General features: G+C 69.8%; 18 protein-coding genes. 13 read left to right on the top strand and 5 right to left on the bottom strand.

Annotation, left to right across the window (positions count from 1 at the left end):
• Window positions 1-21 precede the first annotated feature (21 nt).
• Window positions 22-3,672: a hypothetical protein gene (locus ACWCQM_RS18660; RefSeq protein ID WP_351876054.1), complete on the top strand. Its 3,651-nt coding sequence runs from the start codon at window positions 22-24 to the stop codon at window positions 3,670-3,672.
• A gap of 82 nt (window positions 3,673-3,754) precedes the next feature.
• On the opposite strand, the gene ACWCQM_RS18655 is transcribed toward ACWCQM_RS18660, so the two are convergent.
• From ACWCQM_RS18655 to ACWCQM_RS18645, 3 genes are all read right to left on the bottom strand, one after another.
• A complete protein-coding gene (locus tag ACWCQM_RS18655) occupies window positions 3,755-5,284 on the bottom strand; it encodes a nuclease-related domain-containing protein (protein WP_351867467.1) in 1,530 nt (509 codons plus the stop codon).
• Between the two features lie 318 nt (window positions 5,285-5,602).
• On the bottom strand, window positions 5,603-8,128 hold the full coding sequence (locus ACWCQM_RS18650; RefSeq protein WP_450916291.1) for a DEAD/DEAH box helicase: 2,526 nt from the start codon (window positions 8,126-8,128) through the stop codon (window positions 5,603-5,605).
• A gap of 191 nt (window positions 8,129-8,319) precedes the next feature.
• A complete protein-coding gene (locus ACWCQM_RS18645; protein WP_332758477.1) occupies window positions 8,320-8,730 on the bottom strand; it encodes a hypothetical protein in 411 nt (136 codons plus the stop codon).
• Between the two features lie 366 nt (window positions 8,731-9,096).
• On the opposite strand from ACWCQM_RS18645, the gene ACWCQM_RS18640 reads away from it, so the two are divergent.
• The 11 genes from ACWCQM_RS18640 to ACWCQM_RS18590 all read left to right on the top strand — a co-directional run bounded on the left by ACWCQM_RS18640 (window position 9,097) and on the right by ACWCQM_RS18590 (window position 18,377).
• Entirely contained in the window at window positions 9,097-9,282 is a 186-nt protein-coding gene (locus tag ACWCQM_RS18640; RefSeq protein WP_450916290.1) for a hypothetical protein, read from the top strand.
• A complete protein-coding gene (locus tag ACWCQM_RS18635) occupies window positions 9,282-9,515 on the top strand; it encodes a hypothetical protein (protein WP_450916289.1) in 234 nt (77 codons plus the stop codon). The genes ACWCQM_RS18640 and ACWCQM_RS18635 overlap by 1 nt, the downstream gene beginning before the upstream one ends.
• Window positions 9,516-9,812: 297 nt before the next feature.
• On the top strand, window positions 9,813-9,974 hold the full coding sequence (locus ACWCQM_RS18630) for a hypothetical protein (RefSeq protein ID WP_376620840.1): 162 nt from the start codon (window positions 9,813-9,815) through the stop codon (window positions 9,972-9,974).
• Window positions 9,975-10,028: 54 nt separating this feature from the next.
• Window positions 10,029-10,370: a hypothetical protein gene (locus tag ACWCQM_RS18625; protein WP_450916288.1), complete on the top strand. Its 342-nt coding sequence runs from the start codon at window positions 10,029-10,031 to the stop codon at window positions 10,368-10,370.
• A gap of 35 nt (window positions 10,371-10,405) precedes the next feature.
• Window positions 10,406-12,298 carry a hypothetical protein gene (locus ACWCQM_RS18620; protein WP_450916287.1) on the top strand — a complete coding sequence of 631 codons (1,893 nt, stop codon included), beginning with the start codon at window positions 10,406-10,408 and terminating at the stop codon, window positions 12,296-12,298.
• Window positions 12,299-12,691: 393 nt separating this feature from the next.
• Window positions 12,692-13,171, top strand: a complete 480-nt coding sequence (locus ACWCQM_RS18615; protein WP_450916286.1) for a hypothetical protein — start codon at window positions 12,692-12,694, stop codon at window positions 13,169-13,171.
• Window positions 13,172-13,176: 5 nt separating this feature from the next.
• The gene (locus tag ACWCQM_RS18610) at window positions 13,177-13,674 is read left to right on the top strand and encodes a hypothetical protein (RefSeq protein ID WP_396318478.1); all 498 of its coding nucleotides are present in this window, start codon (window positions 13,177-13,179) and stop codon (window positions 13,672-13,674) included.
• Between the two features lie 161 nt (window positions 13,675-13,835).
• A complete protein-coding gene (locus ACWCQM_RS18605) occupies window positions 13,836-16,016 on the top strand; it encodes a hypothetical protein (RefSeq protein WP_450916285.1) in 2,181 nt (726 codons plus the stop codon).
• Between the two features lie 36 nt (window positions 16,017-16,052).
• Window positions 16,053-16,361, top strand: a complete 309-nt coding sequence (locus ACWCQM_RS18600; RefSeq protein ID WP_376620834.1) for a hypothetical protein — start codon at window positions 16,053-16,055, stop codon at window positions 16,359-16,361.
• A 21-nt stretch (window positions 16,362-16,382) separates the two neighbouring features.
• Complete coding sequence (locus tag ACWCQM_RS18595; protein WP_376620833.1) at window positions 16,383-16,760, top strand: hypothetical protein; 378 nt, start codon at window positions 16,383-16,385, stop codon at window positions 16,758-16,760.
• Window positions 16,761-17,060: 300 nt separating this feature from the next.
• Window positions 17,061-18,377, top strand: coding sequence for a hypothetical protein (locus tag ACWCQM_RS18590; protein ID WP_450916284.1), 1,317 nt, complete (start codon window positions 17,061-17,063; stop codon window positions 18,375-18,377).
• Between the two features lie 65 nt (window positions 18,378-18,442).
• On the opposite strand, the gene ACWCQM_RS18585 is transcribed toward ACWCQM_RS18590, so the two are convergent.
• Window positions 18,443-18,910 (bottom strand): hypothetical protein, encoded by a 468-nt coding sequence (locus ACWCQM_RS18585; protein WP_411098752.1) that lies wholly within the window; start codon window positions 18,908-18,910, stop codon window positions 18,443-18,445.
• A gap of 192 nt (window positions 18,911-19,102) precedes the next feature.
• On the opposite strand from ACWCQM_RS18585, the gene ACWCQM_RS18580 reads away from it, so the two are divergent.
• Window positions 19,103-19,708, top strand: a complete 606-nt coding sequence (locus ACWCQM_RS18580; RefSeq protein ID WP_450916283.1) for a hypothetical protein — start codon at window positions 19,103-19,105, stop codon at window positions 19,706-19,708.
• A gap of 70 nt (window positions 19,709-19,778) precedes the next feature.
• On the opposite strand, the gene ACWCQM_RS18575 is transcribed toward ACWCQM_RS18580, so the two are convergent.
• Window positions 19,779-20,585: a hypothetical protein gene (locus ACWCQM_RS18575; RefSeq protein ID WP_450916282.1), complete on the bottom strand. Its 807-nt coding sequence runs from the start codon at window positions 20,583-20,585 to the stop codon at window positions 19,779-19,781.
• Window positions 20,586-20,591: the final 6 nt, after the last annotated feature.

Here is a 20,591-nt window from a genome sequence, read left to right as displayed (position 1 = left end):
TTACGCACAGAAGGACGATCGATGCCCCACGAGGAAGCCCAGCTCCTGGACCAGGCACTGGGGGAGTACTCCCGTGACTCGGTGCTGACGATGCTGCGTGCGGCGTTGGACTCGCCGGGATGCGCCCGACTACATGATCATCTGCTGTTCGCTTGGAGTCGCGCCCTGGCCAGCCCCGCTGCGGAAGGGCAGCAGGCGGGCGCCGGAGACCTCCCCGGCGTTCTGCATGCCGCCCTGCGAGCGGACCCTACGCGCGGCATCACCACCGGCCGGATGCCCAACGACCCGGCGGATGCGGTGCGGTTCACCCTCGGGGAGAGGTCCTACCTGATTCACCCTGGTGAACTCGACCATCCACTCATGGTTCTGCGAGCACTCCGTGACACCGCCGATGCCGCGGATGAGCACCTGGTCGCGGTGCGCGGATTCGGCATCCGGGACGTCCTGGAACTCGCGCTGCGACACACCGACCACACCGTCAGGCACCTCTCGCCGACGTGGCCTCCAGCCACCGCCGTGGAACCGGCACCCGAACAGATCACGTGCGAGGTCACATCCGCCGAGGTGACCGCTGCGCGCGAGATCGGGACCGACCATGTGACCGGAGCCAACTTCTCGGGGGAACCGGACCGGACAGCGGCCGCGCTCGCCTACCTGACCCGCGACATCACCGAGCTGCCTCTCACATACGCACCCGGTCTTCCTCTGCTCGGCCCGACTCTGCTTGTGAGGAGCATCGACGGCCGCACAGAACCTGTGCCTGCATCGACTGCCCTGGAGGCCGCGGCCGCGGCAGCAGGTGATCTGTTGCAGGGACACCCGATACCGGACGATGCCCAGTCGAACCTTCGCCTTCGCACCGTCACACGCGTCGCACGACTCCTCGGTCTCCGGGAGGCACCCACCCAGCCCGACGAGGTGTGCCGGATCAGCTCGCCGTCGCACCGACTGGAGATCGCCGTCGTCGCCACCCTCACCGACGATCTGGCCGCCCTCGTGGAGAAGGCACGCGCCGAGCTCTTGAGGACCCCATCCGGGACCGGCCGGCTTGTCGTCTACGCAGGGCCACGATTCCTCGGTCGGGAGGTGGTCACCGACACGGTCTACGTCCACGTGGAGGAGCTCACCGAGATCTTCGCCGCGGCCGACGGCGACCTGGCCATGGTCGTGTTGTGGGTCCTGGAGCTCACCCAGCACCCCGGGGCGGACGCAGTCGCCTACTACGACGTGCTGGACGCCTGGAGCGCTTGGCACGCCCAGGCGACCCTCCTGCCTCCCGGCCCACCGCAAGAGGGTGTGGCCCTGGTGGATCCGTACGGCCGGGACGTGTCGTGGGAGCGCGCTGCGCTGTGGGCATCGACGGACACCCTGCTGGACTCGGCCGGGCTGCCACCGGCGGTCGACTGGGACCGCTGCCGTCTCACGGCGGCGCAGCAGGGTGAGGGGCGATGGGCCGACCTGGCACAGAACCTTCCGGAGCGAAGGGTGCGAGTCAGCGTGAGCAGTCACCCGCCGCTGGTCATCGTCACCACCATCAGTCCCGAGCCAGGTGCGCTGCTTGACGAGGCCGCGTTCACCGGCTTCGCCGACGGAATCCGCGGCACCCTCGCCGGCCATCTCGACCTCACGCGCCACTTCACCTTGCCGGGACGCCAACCCGTCATCCTGCACCTCAGCGAGACCGTCGCCCCTCACGATCCGCCTGCAGGCCGCCCCACGGACGTCCCCGCCGACGCGCTGGCCGTGAAAGTGGGTGTGGACGAACAGGCCGCCCGGATCGACCTGGTGCTCGACCCTGCTCTTCTGGCGCGGTTCACCGAGGACGGTCACCACATCCTCGGCCGGATCCTGCACCAGACCATCAGCCGGATCCGCACCTCCCACGGCGCCGGCAGTGGTCTGGCAGCCGACGCGTTCAGTACCGCCTGGGACGCAGCCGTCCCGGTGATCACCTGGTACGGCAATGACCCGTTCGCTCCACCTGCCGCGCCGGCCCACTGCCTGCCGAGCACACCGCATGTTCGAGCTCGGGCACTGCGCCTGGCCGCTGAAGCCGTGCGGGACGCAGGTGTACCGGCAGGCACGTTCACCGGGGCCGAAGCGTTGCGTCGGGGAGGCCCGGCCGAGCAGCTGTTGCATGCCCTGGAGGGCGCACTCGACGGACATCTCCGTGCCTACCGTCCGGCCTTGGTCCCGACCCTGACCCGACACCTCAACGCTGCTCTCTCCGCACGGAGCCGCGGCCAGCAGGAGGCCATTCCCGGAATCATCCGCGCTGAGGGGAGCACCTGGGAAGAAGAGGCCCGCCGCCGGGAGACCGATGGCGCCGCAGTCACCGCCGCCCTCCAGGCCCTCCTTCAACAGGCCCTCGCCACACCGCCCGCAGGCGATCAGGCTGCCGACCTCATCGCCGTCGCTGATCTCGTCGCCTTCACCGAGCTTCTCCTGCGCACCGCGCTGGTGGCCGTCCCAGCAAGCCGGAAACTGCACTCCGCGAAGCTCACCGTCGACACCACAGGCGTCTTCACCTTCGAGATCCCCACCACCGCTGCCACGAGGAACCCGGCTGAGGCCACCGAGGCTGGACATCTCGGCTTCGACACGCTCGCCTTCCGCCAGGCTCAGGAACAGGCGTGGCTCGCCCGCGCCCGGTCCTCCGACCTGCAACCCATCACCGCTCAGGAGCTGTTCGCGGCCCGGCGCGCCCTTCGCACTCCAACCGAGTTCACCAGTCTCAATCCGCCGGCCGGCAGCACCCTCGCCCGCGCCGACCGGGAGCTGACCGCGCAGTGGGGCTGCGGGCTCGACGCCCTGGCCGCCGTCCTCGCCACCGCCTCTGACTGGCCCGTCGAGGCTGACGGCATTGCCGCGACCAGCAGGGAGGACATCACCCGCGAGGCCGCCGCCTGGTCCCAGCTGCCAGAAGGCCAAATCCTGGCCGCCGTCGACCAGCTCCTCCTCCACAGCGGCAACGCCACCGCGACGCACGCACATGCCTACGCCGAGGTCGAACGCCGGATCCGGCCCACGACCCACCCTCTGATCGCTCATGCCGACGGCATCCTGATCGCGCCCTGGCTCGTCCACACCGCCCAGCAGCTCTACGCCGCTTCCCTCAGCGACAGCCGACTGCCCCGGCCCGACACACCGCCGAAGGTAGCCGACCTCCTGGACCGCTACCGCCAGCAGCAGAACAACCAGCTCGAGACGGACCTGGCCGATGCGGCAGGCCGTGCCGGCCTGCCGCATCGGCCCCGCTTCGACGTCGGACCGGCAGCGCGCGCCGGCATCCCCGGACTGCCGGGTGAGATCGACCTGCTGGTCGCCGATTCGGCCCGGGGACGGCTTTGGGTGGTCGAGGCGAAGAACCCTCACAGGGCGATCAGCAGCCACAGCGTCGCCCAGCATCTCGACCGGTTCGTCCGCTACCGCAAGAAGCTCCTGGCGAAGGCCCAGGTCCTCTCCGCCCATGCGGAGGCGGCAGCGCGGGCATGCGGAGTGGACACTCCACGGGACTGGAAGGTCGTCCCGATCTTCGTCACCCGCAACATCGACCCGGCCGCCTTTACCTCCGACCCGGGTGTCGCGTTCACCAGCATCGGCCACCTCGCCGCGGTACTGGGCAGCGCCACGGAGCCGGATATCGGGTGGAACCCCGGCCCCAGCAGGTGAGAACCGGGGGGCGAGGAACAACGCTGCCGGATCGTGCGGCAGCGTTGTTCCTCGACCCCCGAACTCCGGGTGGCTCGGGGTCTCAGCCGGTGCTGCCGGACTCGGCGGCACGAGCTTCCTGGGCCCGCGGCTGGCGGGGGCGAGCGAACGGGATTGCGGACCAGCCCTGCTCCAGGACAGCGTTGTACTCCAGGAACTCGTACTGGGGGAACAGCTGGCGCAGGTACACGGCGTCGGCGTCGTAGGCCGTGCAGAGGAGATCGGCCAGGCTGGTCCCGGTGATGGTGACCGCGTCCTCCAGGTCGGCGATGGAGGTGACCATCACGGGGATGTCGGTGTCGGGCAGGGCCACGCGGTGGGCTGGGGTGTTGATCTGGTGGAACTGCTCCATGGTCACCACCATCCCGAGCATCCGGCGGTCGGTGGGGATTCCGGCGAGCTCTTGGTGCTCGCCGGAGCGCAGGAGGCGGACCGACCTGTTGATCTGCTCGAACGGCTTCGTGAACTGCTTGGCGAGGAGCGTGGTGAAGTCGGGCCCGCCGAGCCGCAGCTGCTCGCTTGGCCGGAACGACTTCACCTCCACCAACAGGACCAGGTCGGGGAAAACAACGAAGAAGTCGATCGTCTTCTTGCTTACCTTCTTGGAGATCTTGACCCGGATCTCGGGGTGGACCTCGGCGTCGGGCAGCAGGTCGAGGTGGCGGCCGACGTAGTGCTCGAAGAGGTTGCCGAGGTCGTTGGTGAACGCCTTGCCCCAGGCCGAGTTGTTGTCGCCCCCGGTGTAGTAGAGGCCGAGCGGGGTGGCCTTGCCCAGCACGGCGGCCGGCACTGGGATGAGGTAGCCGCCCGGGACGCCGCCGACCAGCGGGCGGGAGCGGAGCGGGTTGTGGGTGTAGCGGCGCAAGAGCGGGTCGCTGTCGGCCGGGAAGGCCGCACGGAGCTTGGTCTTGGTGGTGACGAAGTGCCGGTTCAGGACCGCCTTGATCTGGGCGGGGGAGCGGAGTCCGTCAAACTGGTCGTAGTCCTCGGCGGGGTACCAGTCCAGAGCGAACCGGCCGCGGCGGCGCGGATTCGGGTGGGCGGTGGCGCAGGCCCAGACGAGGTGGGCGATGCCGAGGTAGTCCGCCAAGGAGCAGCCGAGCACGTCGCGGTCCCAGCCCGGGAGGATGACCTCCAGCGGGTTGTCCGCGTCGTCCGGGTAGGGGGTCTGCTCCAGCATGGCGATGGACCGGCTCAGCTGCGAGTACTCGTCCTCCTGCCACGGGCCCTGCTGGTGGATGGTCCGCTGCAGGTACCCCTCCCAGCGCTTCATGCCTTCCGGGGCTTGGGTGACCGGGTCGTCCAGGGCCAGGTACAGGTCGAGGATCTGCTGGAGGTCGCGGTCGGTGGCGGCGGGTCGGCCGTCCCGGCCGCGGGCCAGGGAGACCCAGGCCGCGTCGAGCAGGGCTCCCGGCGTGTACAGGCCGAGGCCCTTGGAGCCCAGGTTGCGGGCGGACGGAAGGCTGGCACTGGTGGCCGCGATCAACTGCGTCAGCGAGTTCGGGTCGTGGCGCAGGACCCGTTCGAAGTACTGGGTCTCCGGAACGGGGTCAGGGGAGAGGGTTCGCCGCATGGCCGACGATTCTGCACCCCGCCGCACTCGTCGCGCACCGGGTTTCCGTTCGTCGGCACGCCCGCCCAATCCGGGCTGCTACGGGCAAGCCCTCACCCAGCAGGCCCGCACGGTGTTCGGCCTGTGAGCGTCAGCAGCCCGACCAGGCCACCAGCACCTCGTCTGCGGCATTGCGATCACGGAGCGTACAGGCGCACGATCCGGCAGCGATGTTCCTCAATCCCCGAACCGCCAACGCGCCCGGCGTGGGGTCCTCCCGGAGCCCCGAAACCTCTCGTGTCCGCCCGCCGCGCGGCGGGCCCGCGATCCGGCGAGCCCTCAGGGAGTTGCGGCGCCAGGCGCCTGGGCGAACGTCGAGAACAGGGCCCCAGCGGTCAGCTTGTGGTGGGCCAACTGCTCGGCGACAGCGTGCGGGTTGCCCCAGCGGTGCTGGCCGTGCGTGAGTGCCTCTGCCCAGCTGCGCACCGCGGTGGTCAACGCTTCCCACCGCTCCAGGGTGACGACCCGCATCCCTTCGACGGTGATCGCCTGGAAGTGCGGCGTGCGACTGGGGTGGACGATCACGGGGAGCTGCTGGGTGACCTCGGGGTACGCCTGCTTGTCCCAGCGGACGCTGCCACCAAGCTGGTCCAGGTCGTGCTTGTCGATCGTCTCGGCGACACAGCCCGTCTTCAGCTCGATCACCGCGTGCCGGCCGCCGCCGAGTACCCACAGGTTGTCCGGCCCGGTGTCGTACATCTTCTCCGGGCGGGAGCTGGCGAACCCCAGATGGCGCCCCAGGGCTTCCCATGCGCGCTCGGCATCGTCAGAACGCTCCGGGTCTCCCCACACCACTTCCTCAAGCAGCGCCTGCACGCCCAGGAGCAGTGCGGTGCCGTCGGCGTACGTCTCGGACAGGAACGCTGCCGCTGCCTCTGCCTGAACAGCCGCGGGGCGGAGCTGGGCGGGGGTGACTCCGCCAGCGGGGCGGAGGACGAACGGGTTGTCGTCCAGGGCCTTGGAGAGCAGCTTCTGCGCGGCCGCGGGTTCGACGTGGTGGAGGTACGCGGCACGCTGTTCGATCAGCCAGCCTCGCACCGCGCGGTCGCTGACCATGCCGATGGCCTTCTGCAGCCGGTCGCTCGCGTCGGTGTAGCGGCCGGTCGCCGCGAGGTTGAACGCCTCGCGTACGCCGATGGCTTCGTCCCGGACGGTTCCGGTGGGGGCGTAGTGGACGGCAGCGAGTGCTTCACGGCTCAGTGCCCGCCACTGCGGGTCCCGGCTCAGGCACAGGCCGATCGCTTCCCGGATTCCGTCCAGCCCCTTGCCGGTGAGCTGCTCGGCGAGGCTGCTGCTCAGGTCGATCTGGGCGCGGGTCGCCGGTGAGAACAGGGCCCGCTGCTTCGGGTCGTGCAGAGCGACGGCGAGTTGGCTGCCCAGGAGCAGTACAGCGCAGTGGTCCTCGCTGTCGCGTACGCCTCGTCCCATGCCCTGCTCGATGCGCTGGATCTGCCGGGCCAGCAGGGTCGGGCTGCCCGACAGGAGCGCGGCCTCCCGGCGTTCGGTCGGGTCCATCGGGCGCGGTACGCCGTCGAGGATCAGCAGTTCGCAGGCCTCCCGTGGGAGGTCGACGCCGTCGTACTTGTTCACCATGACGACGAGTCCGACCCGCCCGTCCTTGAGAGCGCGCACGGTGCTCGGCAGCTCTCCGGCGTGCACGACCACGTCCGCGTACGACCGCCACGGCGCAGCCGCCCGGGTGCTGGGGACCAGGACCACCACGTTGACCGGCTGCGCTTCGGCCGTGCCGTCGCCGTCCCGGTCACCGTCGGCGAACTGCCGGGCCAGCTGGCGGACGGCTTCCTCGTCGAGCTGAGGGTTGAGAGCGATGGGCGCGAGGATCATGCGGTCGCCGAGGTCCGCCGCGCTGCCCGGCGTCACCGGCTGCTGCACGTCCTTCGGTCCGGCGTCGAGGTCGGTGACGAGCACGCTGTCGTCCGCGAGCGTGGCCGTGAGGTAGACGCGCCGACGCGCTCCCGCGAACGCGGGGATCATCGCGATCGGCGGACACGGGGGACTGACCTGGATCTCCTGGCTGGTCACGGTCGCCGAGCACAGGTGCAGCATGTTCGCGATCAGCGGCCAGGTGAACTTGAAGCCCTCCTCCCCGGCGTGCGGGTGGAGGATGTCCATGATCCGTTGCTGCTGGCTGATCCACGACCAGAACGGCACGGGCACCGAGGCGGTGTGGTCGTGCGCCCGGATGTCCGCCCAGCCCTTGGGTGACTGCGCCTGGAGCTCGGAGGCGAACAGAGCACTCAGCGCCTCGTACGCGGCATGGCCGGCGGGCACGGTGAGCCGGAACTGCGCCTCCGTCGTGGTGAGGGCGGCGTGCGCGTCGTCCACGATGACGATGCCGACGTCCAGCTTCTCCCGGCTGTCCCCGACCACGCCGAACACGGACTGCCCGTTGACCAGCTTCTGGAAGGTGGTCACCAAGATGGACTGCCCGGCCCGGAAGGCCAGGTCGTCGACGCGGTCGGTGACGGCCAGCCCCATCGACTCGGCCTCTGCCCGGACCTGCGCGGCGAGATAGCGGTCCGGCGCGAGGTAGACCGCGGCTCCCACTCCCTCGTTGAGGGTGCTGCGCGCGATCAGCAGCCCGACCGCCGTCTTCCCGCCGCCGGTGTTCTGCTTGATCACCACATCGCGGCGTTCGCGTCGCCCGAACCACTTCTCCAGTACCTCGCCCTGCTCATGCCGCAGGTAAGGCCACGGCCGGCGAGGCAGTGCGGCGTAGATGTCCCGGGGCCGCAGCAGCGGTTCGCTGCGTCCGGTTCCTACGCGGCTCAGGTCCAGTGGCATGGTCCGTTCCCCCTCCACGCGGCGCAGCCTAGGAAGTGGCTGCTGCCACCGGACATCTTCTACCGCGCCGCCGGCCGGTCGTGGCGTTTTCGAGGAGGCGGAACCGGACTGGCGAGGGCCGCCCTTGGGAAGCTGCTGTCCGCTGGCGCTCTCCGCCCGAAGGGGCGCGGGACCAGGCGGCAGCCGGCGTATCAGTCCTCGGAGGCGTTGCTCGTGTTGGCGAGCGCTTGTACGGCGAGCTGGTGCCAGGAGACGGGCACGAAAGCAACGACCTCGTACCGGTCCACCTTGATCACGATGTGATGGCCGTGTTCTGCCACGTCCGTGAGGATGCGCGTCAGCTCGGTCCGCGCGTTGTCCGAGCTGAAGAGCTGGACCTCTGGCGCGGTGCCCAGAGCGTTGCGCGCTTGTCCGTACCAGCCGGTCGAAACGATCACCGCGGCGGGCCTGTTGTGGCGGGAGACGAGTTGAGGTCTGGGGCCGGTGAGGGTGTCGTTGCAGGACAGCGCCAGAACGTCTCCCCACTCTCCGCGTAGGCGGCCGACGGCGAGCTCCCGCTCGTAGGTGGGCATCGTCGGCGGCTCCATTGTCATGGCGCGCATCGTCGCAGCGTATCGCGTCACCCTGCAAATCTCACGACAGCGTTAGAAACTAACGACGTCGTGTTGCGACGTCGTTAGTTTCTGCGCTACGTTCCATGACGGCAGAGATCAACTGCCGGGCCGCAGAGCCACGTTGTTTCAGAACTGCACAGAGCGCATACGAACGGCCCGCTCATCGGCGGGCCGCTGAACTGAACGGATTCAGTCCCGCGCATGCCACCACGGATGTGCGGGAGCTGCGCCCGCTCAGGGCACACAAAGGGCCCTCCGCACCCAGCGATTCCAGCGCTGGACGAAGGGCCCTCCACCCCCGGGAGCAGACCCCGGGGACCGTCCGCACACCTCAGTCAGCGAGGAGCACGGAACATGCAGCACTCTACGGCCACCGAAGGCGACCGGTACGCCGCCTTCGAACACCCGGCCCACCCCGACGACGAGAAGCCCAGGCTTCTCACCCCTGACCAGCGCCGACGTGCCGCCGAGATCCGCCGGGCCGAGGCCGACCGCCGGATGGACCGAGCCGGTCTCGGCCTGGGCCTCAGGGGAGTCTGATGGCCGCCGATCCGATCACGACGCTGAGCCGTCGCACCCTCAAGGCCGTCCGCACGGTCCCGCGTTCCGACGCGGGACGCGCGGCCTGCGCCAGCAGGGTCGACTTGTTCGAGCGGCTCGGCGGGAGCGGCACTCCGAAGTCCGCCGACAAGACGGCGGCCGCCAAGGTCTGCGCAACCTGCGTCCTCGGCGAGACCTGCGCCTTCCGCGTGAAAGGCGGTGGCCGCCGGTGACGTACGCCGAGCAGAAGCAGCGCGCTGACGAGGCGCGCCAGGCCTCCGAAGCAGCGGAACGGCAGACCGCCCGCCTCATCGGAAGGGGCGCGTGATGGCGCCGCTGAACTTCAGCTTCTCCGACCTCGGCCGACACGGATCCTCCGGCGGCAGCACCTTCCGCGGCCGGGCACCGAGGAACGCAAGGGCAGCCTCCGACGCGGCAGCCCGCTGGGAAGCCTCCGAGCGCGGCCGGGAGACCGGGCGCCGCGAGCCGGACCCCGGCCGCCGCGGGCTCCGTGGATGGAGGCGCGGCTGATGGATTGGGACCGGTACTTCAACCCGGGCCCCCGACGGTCCTCCGCCAACATCACCCCCACCCGAACCGCTGCCGTCCGCAGCGAAGCCTCCAAGGCCGCCAGCCGCATCGGCATCCTGCGCAAGCTCGACGAGCCCAGCAGGCGAGGCAAGCGCACCTGAACACCCGACAAGGGGCGGGGCCATCAAGGCCCCGCCCCAAGGAGATGAACACCGATGACCACCCATGGCGGCGAACACACTCCAGACCGCCTGCTCGACCTCGCTCGCCGAGCACACTCCCTCGCGCTCGACTCCATCACGAACGGCGACTTCCCGGAGGCGACGGCGTGGGCCTCGGTCGGCCGGCTGCGCATGGAGATGTACCGCGCCGCCCTCGCCACCAACTGCCCCGACTGTGAAGGGCGCGGAGTGGTCGCCGTGCCGTGTACGAACTCCCACTGCACCGAAGACCACGGCGACCTCGACAACCACCGCCAGCACTGGGGCCCCTGCCCGAACCGGGTGACCCACCCCTGGATCCCCGACCCGGCGGCGGACACCGCTCCGGCCCCATGAGCACATCCCACGCACACCAGTAAAGGAGCACGCCGGTGTCCGGCATCAACCTGACCAGCCTCGCCACGTCCCCCGTGGTTCTCGTGGCGGTCGTCATCCTCGGACTCGGTGCGGTCATCGGCATCTCCAAAGTCCTCACCCGCGACAAGACCAGCACCCCTGGCCCTCTCGACGAAAGCGAGGACCAGCGCAGAAAACGCGAAGAGCGAGAAAGGACCCTTCGCGTTCACCGGGCGAGGCGAGTAGCCGATATCGGCACCTATATCTTCGCCAGCATCGCCACCTTCGCCGCGCTCCTCGGAATGTGGCCGATCGCCCAGAACAGCGTGAAACTCGCCGGAGTTCCGACCGACTGGGTCAACCTCGGCGCACTCATCGCCGTCGGAATGGTCGAGGGCACCATCATCATCTCCGGGATCCGGGCCCGGGCGAACATCCTGGCCGGCGAACCCTCCGGAGCCGACGGGATCGCCATGTGGGTCGCGGTCACCGTCTCCGCGATCCTCGCCTCGATCGAAGTGGCCGTCGCCGACCACAACGGCCTGAGCGCGGGCGAAGTCTTCGTGGCAGTGCTGGCACGTCTGACAGCACCCGTCATCGCGGGCTTCCTCTGGGAACGAGGCCTCGCCCCGGAACGGCGTGCGACCGGCGTCGAGAAGGTTCACTCGCTCATCACCCTGCGGCGGCTCCTCGTACGCCTCGGACTGGCCGCTCCGCACACCGCCGACCTCGGCGCCCTGGACCGCGACTTCCGCCTCGCCAAGGTCGCCCGTCACATCGCCAACGCCAAGCGCCGGCGGCACGGCAGCGTCACCGGGAGCCGGACCAACCGTCGCAACCCGCGCCGACGCCGTGGCCCTTCCACCCGCTGGTCCGAGTGGCGTGCCCGCACCACCCTCATCACTGCCGTCCGGTACGGGGCGATCCAGCCGCCGGACGGAATGAGCCTCGGGGATCACGTCGGACTGCACGCGCTCACGGAGGCGCTCATCGAGGGCGAAGCCGCGGTGCCTCTCCACCTCGCGACCGCACGCCCCCGATCGGGCACCCCGACGGGCCTCCACCCCGACGACGATTCCCTGCCCCCGACTCGGAACCCCGACCCTGCACCCCGACCGGGAACCCCGATCATCGGGGGCGACGCCCGAACCCGATCATCGGGCCGACCCGATCCCACCCCGATGATCGGGCCGACGCCCGAACCCGACCCTGCCCCGACGATCGGGGCGACGCTGCCGCCCGACTTCGCTGCATCGGCCCCGACGCCCGAACCCGACTCCGATCTCACCCCGATGATCGGGCCGACGCCGGACCTCGACGCTGCCCCGACGATCGGGCCGACGCTGCCGCCCGGCTTCGCTGGGTCGGCCCCGACGCCCGAACCCGACCACGCCCGCCCCGACCCGAACGCCACCCCCGACGAGGTACCGATCGGGCACCCCGATCAGACCCCGATCGGCGGTCTCACCAGCGGAAACGAAACCGATCGGGTAGAGGAGCCGTCGCCCCCGACGCAGCCCGCTGGCAACCCCGATCCGCTGGAACCGCGTCGGCCGACCAGCTCGGTCCGCCACCCGATCAACGCCGCAAGTGACGGCACCCGATCGGCTCGCATCGACGTGCCGGTCACCCCCGACGCCACGTCGGGCAACCCGGCCAGTACCCCGACTGCACCCGCGTCGGCCCCGACGGAAGACGCCGAGCAGGCTTCCCGATCGGGTCCGACCCCCGACGCCGTCAAAGGCAAGTCGGGGGGCCGACGCACCCGCGAGGAGTTGATCGCGGCGGTGGAGGCGCTCGACCCCGACCAGCCCACCCTCAGCCCGAACTACGTAGCCAACGCCGTCAACTGCTCCTGGAAGCGGGCCAAGGAACTGCTCCAGGAGACCGGCCGGCTCCCCGACCCTGAACCGGCCGAAGGGGAGTAGCCCGCGCCCGGCTTGCCGAACGTATATACGATTCGCGGATGAGGTGAGCCGCCCCGGCCGCCACCTCATCCAGCGCCCCGCGTCGCTTCCCACAGCACGCCCTGGCGCTCGCCCGTGCCCCGGGCACCCCGCTACCCGCCGCCGCCAGCAGGCCCAGTTGTGCCAACAGGCATCCCGGGCCCGCTCCCTCCTTACCGCTTGGAGGCACGCGCCCATGTCCATCCGTATCCCACTGCCTCGAGCGCCTCGCCGTTCGGAACCCACCCCCTCCCGTCCCTCCCCGCTCAGCGCTCTTCCCCAGCAGCGCCACCTGACGGTCGTTCCCGACCTCAGCGTCTGGGACCCCAACGAAGAGCGCATACGCCAGCGGCTGATCGCCTGCGGGGTGCGCCTGTGAGCAGCAAGAACGCGCCGGAGGACGAGCGGGGGATCGACTGGCGCTCCGTCGGCGACGGAGTGATGCGCGCCTACGACGAGACGCGCGACGAGCTGGCCGACGTCTACACCGAAGCTCGCACCGCCACCGAAATCGCCGTCCGGCAGAGAGCCACCGCATGGGGCTGGAAGACCCACATCCCGCTGAACCTCCAGTGGATGCGGCTACCACTCAACGTCCCCGCCCTGCTCATCGCCGGCGTCACCACCGCGATGGCCGACGACCCCTGGTACCTCCTCGGCCGAGCCCTTCCCGCCCTGGTCATCGGCCTGATCCTCGCGAAGACCCCCCTGGGCGGGCTCGTCCGGCTCGCATGGAGGACACCAGGTCTCGGCTACCTGCTACGCGTAGCCGTCACCAGCACCCTCTGGTTCCTCCTCATCGCCCTCGTCATCGGCTACCACCGTCCCGCCCTTCATTACCTATTCGGAGTCTGACCAGCATGAACACCACCGGAGCAGCACTCGGCGGGACCGGCACCGTCATCATCGGCATCGCCCTGCTGGCCTACCAGGTGGGCCGGTGGAAGGGCGGCGACCCCACCCCCAAGGTGCACTACTTCCTCGGCCTGACCATCGGCGTCCTGCTGTTCCTCGGCGGCGGAATCCTCGGCGCCATGGGCGGAGCCGCAGCTGCCCTCGGTGACGGGGTCGGAGCGTACGTCCTGGCGGGAGCAGCCGAGATCGACGTCACCGGCCAGAAGCCGGCCGCCACCGGCGCTGAGAAGGTCGGCCTCGGCGGTGTGGTCACGGGGCTCGTCCTCGTCTGCTTCTACGCCGGACTGATCAAGTCAGGCCGTGCAGACGTCACCGGCTCCCTCGTCCGAGGTGCACTCACCGGCGTGTTCCTCGGGCTCGGAGGCGGTCTGATCGGCAGCGCCATCGGTCTGATCACCACCAGCGGCAACACGGTCGGAGACCTCCTCCTCAACTCGGCCTGAGCCGTCCAAGGACCTGTCTGCGGCCTGGAATCGGCCTGTCTCGCACCTGCACCCGGCCAGGTGCGAGACAGGCCTCAGAACAGGCTCTGACCTGCTGAAACGGGTCAGACAGGCCGCAGGCACACCCCCACCTGAACCACCGAGAACGGCAGAAACCCACGATGACCCGCCCCGCTGACGAAAACGAGATCGTCGACGCCGAACTCCTCGAAGACAACGACCCCGGCCCGGGCGCCTCCCAGGACGACGAGGACCCGGACACCACTCCGTACGTCCGCATGCTGCTGCACCTGGCTCGGCGGCTGGCCGCCCGCGAGGCCAAGGTGCTCGCCACGGGCGCCCGTCACACGACCGGTGAGTTCAGGCGCTGGCGAACCGCCGAGGACCTCACCGACGCGCATGTCGCCCGTGACCTCCTCAACACCCAGTACCGCCTGTGGCAGACGGCCCAGCGCAAGAAGACCGGCCTCGCCAGGGCCCAGATCAGCCGCCTGGAAGCGCACAACAAGCGCCAGATGCAGCTGATGCTGCAAGGCCGCGGCCCTGGGCCCACTCCGGCCACCGCGAACGCAATCGAGAAGTGGGCCAAGTTCCAGGCGAAAGTCGAGATGGTGGAGTTCGAGCCCGCCATGCCGACGCCTGTAGCCGTCACCGTGGGACGCGGGCAGATACGCCGACGGCGCGCCCGCCGCTTCCACGCCACGGCTGTGGGCCTCACCGTGGTGGACGGTCTCGGGCTCACGCTGTTCACCGGCCCGGTCGTGGTCACGGATCTCGTCCTGGCGGCGGCCACCGCCACCGTCCTGTGGGTACAGGGACGAGTGCGCACGACGCTGGCCCCCGCGCTTCCGCACCTGACATTTCCCTACGCCGAACTGCCCGAGGAAATCGAACCCGCGGAAGAACCTGTTGCAGGGGACGACGGGAAGCCGTTCCCGATCCGGCAGGCCGAGAATGCGGAACAGGTCGAGGAATGCCTTTTCCGTGCTCTTTCCGTCGATGCCGATATCGCACAGGTCACGGATGCCTCACGCCTCGCCTACGGCTGGCAGGCCATCGCCGTTCTCAACTCCGGTACTCCGGCGGACATTGTCCGCCTGCTGCCGAAACTCGATGTCGCGTTGCGCGTCGGGCAGGGCCGCACCATGGCCCAGGGGGGATACAACCCCAACGACAGCGCAGAGGTGATGGTCCGGGTCCTCACCGAAGACCCGTTCGCCAACCCGCCGGCCTTCCCGCTGCGGAACCCGTTGTCGTGCTCGATCCTCAAGCCCGTCTCCATCGGCATCAGCATCGACGGCGAACCCACGGACGTCATCCTCGCCGGCCAGCACATCCTCATCGTGGCCAAGTCCGGCGGCGGCAAGTCAGCGATGGTCCGCACCCTCGCCGAATACGCCACCGCCTGCTCCGACGCCGTGGTCTGGGACCTCGACCCGACCGGCCGCGGACTCGGACCTCTACGGGGCCTGGCCGGCCGGACCGCCTACACCGAGGAGGAGATCGAGGCCGCGCTGGCCGACCTGGTCCGCTACGCCGAGAACCGCATCGCCGCCCTCGACGAAGGCGAGGACAACTGGGTCGTCACCGACGAAGAGCCCGCCCTGATCGCGTTTCTCGACGAGTACTCCAAGTTGTCGAAGAAGGCCAAGGAGCACGCCCTCGCCCTCATCAGGATCGGCCGGAAGGCCAGGATCACCCTGGTGATCTGCACCCAGGACGCGACCAGCGACATCATGGGTGACGCCGTCGCCGACTCCTTCGGGATCCGCGTGATGCTGCCCTGCCGCATGGACGACGTGCCGATCGTCGTCGGAGACAGGAGCGCGATCTCCGCAGGCTGGCTGCCGCACCTCCTGGTGCCCAGCCCGGGGGAGTGGGACATCGCCGACGCGGGACGCTTCTACTGCCTGACCCCCAGGCACCGGGCGCCGATCCTCCGCTACTGCCCCCACCTCGACGCCGGCACGGCACTCCTGCGGGCCAAGGAGCGCCTCAACGTCGGGCTGCCCTCTCTGGACGCCGTCACCACAGGCGACGCGACCCGCAGGCCCGTCCCCCGCATCGCCCAGCTCCTGCTGGACGCCTTCGAAAGCGAGGGATGGCCTGCCCAGATGACCGTCGACGAACTCCACGGCCACCTGCGGGCCGCCGACGTCGCCACGTGGGGACGCTGGGATGACCGGACCGACCGGCTGGCCATGGTGGGTCGCACCCTGCAGGCCGAGCTGAAGAAGGCAGCGCTCACGATCCCGACCGTGCGAATCACCGACCGCCCGAGCAAGCCCACCGCATACCGATTCCAGGACATCCAGGAGGAGATCAAGAGATCCAGCCAGTGACCACCACGCAAGCACCGGGATCGGCAGGATGCCGGTATGACAACCCACAACCCCACCATCCACCTGCGCCAGTCCGCGGACGCTCTCGAGCGTCTGGTCCGCGAGTTGAACCGCGGAACGGCCGGATGGCAGCACACCCGCCTCGCGGCGACCAGCGCACATGAGCTCGGGCGGATCGCCGCTGCTCTGCCTGCCGTCACCGAGCTTCTCGGCGCGGCCCTGCACACCCACGCAGGGCCGCGCGCGGACACCGCCACGGGAGCTCTTTCACAGGCGACCACCACCGCTCGGGAACTCACCGGGCACCTGCAACGCGCACGAACGCACGCGCAAGCACTGCGCTGACCCGTCCACTTGGGGGACCACTTGGAATCGATGCACGACGCCGGGCAAGCCGCCATCGCTCTGACAGCCCTTGTCGGCTTAGCACTGCTGAGGCTGGCCGGCTGGCGACAACGGCGGATCGCCGCACTGCGCCATGAGATCGAACGCCGATCCGAGATGGTCCGTTCCTACGACAAGGACAGCGAGGCCTACCGGCTGTACCGCGACGAGACCGACGATATGGCAACCGAGATCCGGCGCCTGAAAACCGGCACCGGCCCCCTCACCGTCACCATCGCCGTGATCGCCACACTGTGCGGCCTCGGCGCGGCGGGGTACGGCGCCGTGACCGCATCGCCCCTGGCCCTCCTTCTCGGCGGAGTGTCAGTGATCACCGGGTTCCTCCTGCTCCTCAGCTGACCGGACCGCGCAGACCGCCCGCGACGGCGATCCCGCGCTTCCGACGGTGTATCCCGCGTCAAGGGCGCCCTCTTGCAGAGGGCGCCCTTTCGTCGTTCTGGCGCCGCTCCCCGTAGCCAGCAGTGCGGTAGCCTCCCGGAGCGGCGTGCACGTACGCCGGAGCTCCCAGGAGACGCGGCCCACGCCCGGTCTCCGAAGGCGGAGCAAGGTTCGAGGAATCGCGTGCTCCTGGTCGAAGCCGTCCTGCACAGAACTCCAGTGCGGCGTATGCGTGGGAAGCGCCGCGGCATGGAGTTGAGCATGACGAAGGACCGCACCCGCAAACTGAAAGTACGCGCGGTGATGGCGGCATCGGGGCGTACGTACGGCGAGGCCGCGGCCGCGCTGGCGCAGTGGACCGTGCCCGACGCCGGCCGGCGGCCCCCCACCGGTGTTCCGATGGCACCCGACCCGCTGGGGCAGGCGGACAGCGGGGAGCTGTTCACGGCTCCGCTGATGGTGGTGGCCATGTTGCCGCGTGGCCAGGGCGGCCTCGATGCGGCGCAACTGATCGCCGACGCCTGCGACTACCTGATCTCCCACGACGGCTGGTACCGAGCCAGGGCCGAGGTGTACGGCCCGCGGCCGACGCGTGAAACGGGCATGCCTCCGCTGACCGGCCACAAGCCGGCGATGCTCCTGGTGCGGGTCTCCGCCCGCCGACGCTGGAGCGCCCAGACCCTGCACGCCTTCCTCCGAGACGCCAGCACCGCGATCCTGACCGCCCTCGTGAACGAGCACCCACGGATCACCGAGCGGCACGTCTCCGTCCATGCCCTGCCCCCAGAGACGGGTCAGCAGATTGTGGCCGTACAGCAGGGGAAGCCCGACGCGCTGACCACTGAAGCCCATCCCAGCCTGACCGACCTTCATCCTCTCGACAGTGAAGTGGACGAGGTCGAGGAGTACCCATTCCGGGTCGTCGACAGCCAGGACGTCGGCTGGTTCGCGGTCGGACCCGCCCGGTACACCAACACCCTCCTGCAGAGCGACGGAGGAGAACCGAAGAGCCTTGCCGCCCTGGATGCCGAACGGGGACCGCTGCGCACCGTCGTGCCCGTCCCGCAGGAGGACGTCGAGCGACTGCGCGACGGGCTCGCCGCAGCAGGTCCCAGGGCAGCGGCTTCTCTGCTGGTTGCGCTCTACCGCCTCGCCCGACGGCACGCTGACCAGGAGTACGAACGGTCCGAGCGGCGCCAGAGCAGCCGTCTGTACGCCGGAGGCGATGACACCTGGGAGACCCAGGCCATGCGCAGCCTCATCTGGGGCCTGGGCGTGGACCTGGCGGACAAGGGCCGGCGCCTGGACAAGCAGGCGATGCGGGAGGTGATGACCATCGTCGACCAGTGGGTCACGCCGGAGGCCGACGTGTACGTCGAAGTCGCCGGCAGTGTCGCCCGCGCCTTCCAGGCCGCGGCCGAGCGCGCCGGAGGCTGGGAGGCACTGGCCGACCGTCATTTCCAGTCCGGCGACCGGTTCGCGCACTCCGCGAACGCGGTAGAAGCTGCCTACGCATGGCTGATGGGCGAGCCCGGGCCCTCTACCGGGCCCGGGCCGGGAGATGCTCAGCGACTGTAGCGACTCACGGCCCCGGGATGGTGCGGGACTTGGGCGCCCACGTCCCGCACGAAGGCAGCGGCGTTCTAGCCGCGGCCGCGCAGCGCGACGACGGAGACGGCCGCCCAGGCCAGCGTGGCCACACCGACGGCCACCGAGCGGGCATCCTGCGGGGTGCCGGCCGAGACCATCGCTATCGACCAGACACCCCAGCAGCACCAGAGCAGACGCGCGGGCCATGACCGCAGGACAGCGCTCGTGAGAAAGGCCCCGGCGCCCAAGCCCACCCACCAGTCGACGAGGTCACCGGCGGCCATTGGCAGCCCCGCGCTGTTCGACCGCAGGTACGCGACCACAGGCTGGTGAATCGTCTCGGCGAGCCCACTGCGCCGGGCGTACTCCCACGCCCAACAGGCCGCCCCGTAGACGAGGCCCACCTTGATCACGAAGAGGAAGATCCGGGTCGGTGACAGGTCGATGGGCACGTGCGGTTCCAGCCCCCACCGGCTCACCCGCTCCTCCTGGTCAAGCGGCTCGGTGACATGCGTAGCCATACGGGTCCCTCTCTACGTCCGGAGCAAGGTGCTGCGGCAGACGGCACGTCGGCATCCGACCGGGTGCCGTCAACGCGTGTCCGCGGCAGTGCACTCTGGCCTGAAGACCGGACACCGCCCAGGACAGGCACGGCTCGGGAGCTCCAACGTCGGCGTACGGTCGGTGGCTCCCCGGACCTCTACCGTTCGCTCATGACCACAGCGATCACCCGGTATGCCGCTCGCGATCAACCAGAGGTCGTCCGACACGCAGCCTGGCTGCTGTGCCGCTGGCTGACCGAACACCCCGACGGCGCGGCGCTGGCCGGGATCCAGGCCGACCCGTACTTCCGTAAACGCGTTGATCACGCAACGGGCGAGGAAGTCACAGCAGATGTCATCGAAACCGCAGCCCGGGTTCTCGTCGAGGAGCGCCGAGTCGTCACGGAGGGCGATGTCTACCGGCTGCAGCCCGCGCTCCGCACCCCGCTGGATGTGACCACCTTGGAGTGGAAGGGGGCTGTCGTCCCCGGATTCAAGCGGAAGCGGTACACGATGAGGCTGTCGCTGTGCCCCTCGGGCTGGCCGCTGCCTCCGGAGCGGGCCGGCTACCCCGGTCACGAGATCTGCGGGTCGGTCTTCGACCGTGTCCGTGACCCGAGTGGATTCTGTGACGCCCTGCCGATCTGGCGCATCACCCGGAGCAACGGACGGATGACCGGCACGCAGTACTGGTGCGACGAGGAGCTACCAGTCGACCTCCGGGCCGCCGCTGCGACACTGGAGCACCAGCCTGGGACGGCAACCCGCTCCGTATAGCCCTAGCCCGGCGTCGGGGCGCCGGGCCCCAGTCCTCCGCGACACGGCTCAGGGCGCGGTCGCCCGCCCGCTACCCTTCGGTGCCCCACGAGACGCGCACGAGGTACGGGCGCTGCTCCGGAAGCACCTCGAAGGTCCACTCCAGCCCCGCCGAGTCGGTGACGCGGGACTCGCCTTCCTGGGTGGGCAGCGAGATACCCGCCCGCGCCATGTAGTCCCGCATCTGCTCGATCACCTCGGCGGCGTTGTCCTCGGTCATCTCGAACCCGAGCTCCAGGCGGGCGAAGAGCCGCGCGGTCATCACGCCCATGCCGAAGGGCAGCTCGGTCTGCAAGGCCAGGAACCACTTCTTCCTCTCGCGATGGCGAGGAGACGCCACACGGCTGGGGACGCCAGCCTTGACCTGGGCGTAGGTCCGATCCACGTGACGGGCCTTGTAACCGGTGACGACGGAGGCGTCCCTGCTGAGGGTGACCGAGAACTTGTCCCGCTGGGTACGGAGCCGCCACCAGCCGGTCTCGGGATGCCGCTGCGCCGGGCGAGCGCCGGTGGTGAGTAGATCTTCGAGTAGCGAGCGTATCTGCGCCTCTGCCGCCCGGCGATCTCCTCCGTGCGCGTCGATGAAGTGGTTCAGGGCCGCGTTGGAGATGGAGACCTCGTACGCCTCGTCGGACTCAAGCGGACGATCGCTGGTCTCCCGCCAGAGAGTCGCCTGCTGCAGCACGGGCTCCTTCTTCGGCTGAGCAGCTTCAGGGCGGCCGAATCCGTCGCAGGTCCGGCACCAGCCGTCGGCCGTCACGGTCTTCACGGCACAGCGTGAACCGTCCTTGTTGTATCGGGTGCACTGCCTGGTGGGCGGCTGGGGGATCGCGGCCATCGTGAG

The sequence above is a fragment of the Streptomyces sp. NPDC002125 genome, assembly GCF_053593715.1.
The sequence above is the reverse complement of the archived record's forward strand: the minus strand, read 5'-3'. Positions and strand labels throughout refer to the sequence as shown.

Excerpts from the sequence above, each read along its gene's own strand:
- ACWCQM_RS18575 (WP_450916282.1), bottom strand. The coding sequence starts at position 20,585 with ATGGCCGCGATCCCCCAGCCGCCCACCAGGCAGTGCACCCGATACAAC.
- ACWCQM_RS18650 (WP_450916291.1), bottom strand. The coding sequence starts at position 8,128 with ATGCCACTGGACCTGAGCCGCGTAGGAACCGGACGCAGCGAACCGCTG.
- ACWCQM_RS18645 (WP_332758477.1), bottom strand. The coding sequence starts at position 8,730 with ATGCGCGCCATGACAATGGAGCCGCCGACGATGCCCACCTACGAGCGG.
- ACWCQM_RS18660 (WP_351876054.1), top strand. The coding sequence starts at position 22 with ATGCCCCACGAGGAAGCCCAGCTCCTGGACCAGGCACTGGGGGAGTAC.
- ACWCQM_RS18640 (WP_450916290.1), top strand. The coding sequence starts at position 9,097 with ATGCAGCACTCTACGGCCACCGAAGGCGACCGGTACGCCGCCTTCGAA.
- ACWCQM_RS18630 (WP_376620840.1), top strand. The coding sequence starts at position 9,813 with ATGGATTGGGACCGGTACTTCAACCCGGGCCCCCGACGGTCCTCCGCC.
- ACWCQM_RS18635 (WP_450916289.1), top strand. The coding sequence starts at position 9,282 with ATGGCCGCCGATCCGATCACGACGCTGAGCCGTCGCACCCTCAAGGCC.
- ACWCQM_RS18585 (WP_411098752.1), bottom strand. The coding sequence starts at position 18,910 with ATGGCTACGCATGTCACCGAGCCGCTTGACCAGGAGGAGCGGGTGAGC.
- ACWCQM_RS18580 (WP_450916283.1), top strand. The coding sequence starts at position 19,103 with ATGACCACAGCGATCACCCGGTATGCCGCTCGCGATCAACCAGAGGTC.
- ACWCQM_RS18600 (WP_376620834.1), top strand. The coding sequence starts at position 16,053 with ATGACAACCCACAACCCCACCATCCACCTGCGCCAGTCCGCGGACGCT.
- ACWCQM_RS18605 (WP_450916285.1), top strand. The coding sequence starts at position 13,836 with ATGACCCGCCCCGCTGACGAAAACGAGATCGTCGACGCCGAACTCCTC.
- ACWCQM_RS18655 (WP_351867467.1), bottom strand. The coding sequence starts at position 5,284 with ATGCGGCGAACCCTCTCCCCTGACCCCGTTCCGGAGACCCAGTACTTC.
- ACWCQM_RS18625 (WP_450916288.1), top strand. The coding sequence starts at position 10,029 with ATGACCACCCATGGCGGCGAACACACTCCAGACCGCCTGCTCGACCTC.
- ACWCQM_RS18590 (WP_450916284.1), top strand. The coding sequence starts at position 17,061 with ATGACGAAGGACCGCACCCGCAAACTGAAAGTACGCGCGGTGATGGCG.
- ACWCQM_RS18610 (WP_396318478.1), top strand. The coding sequence starts at position 13,177 with ATGAACACCACCGGAGCAGCACTCGGCGGGACCGGCACCGTCATCATC.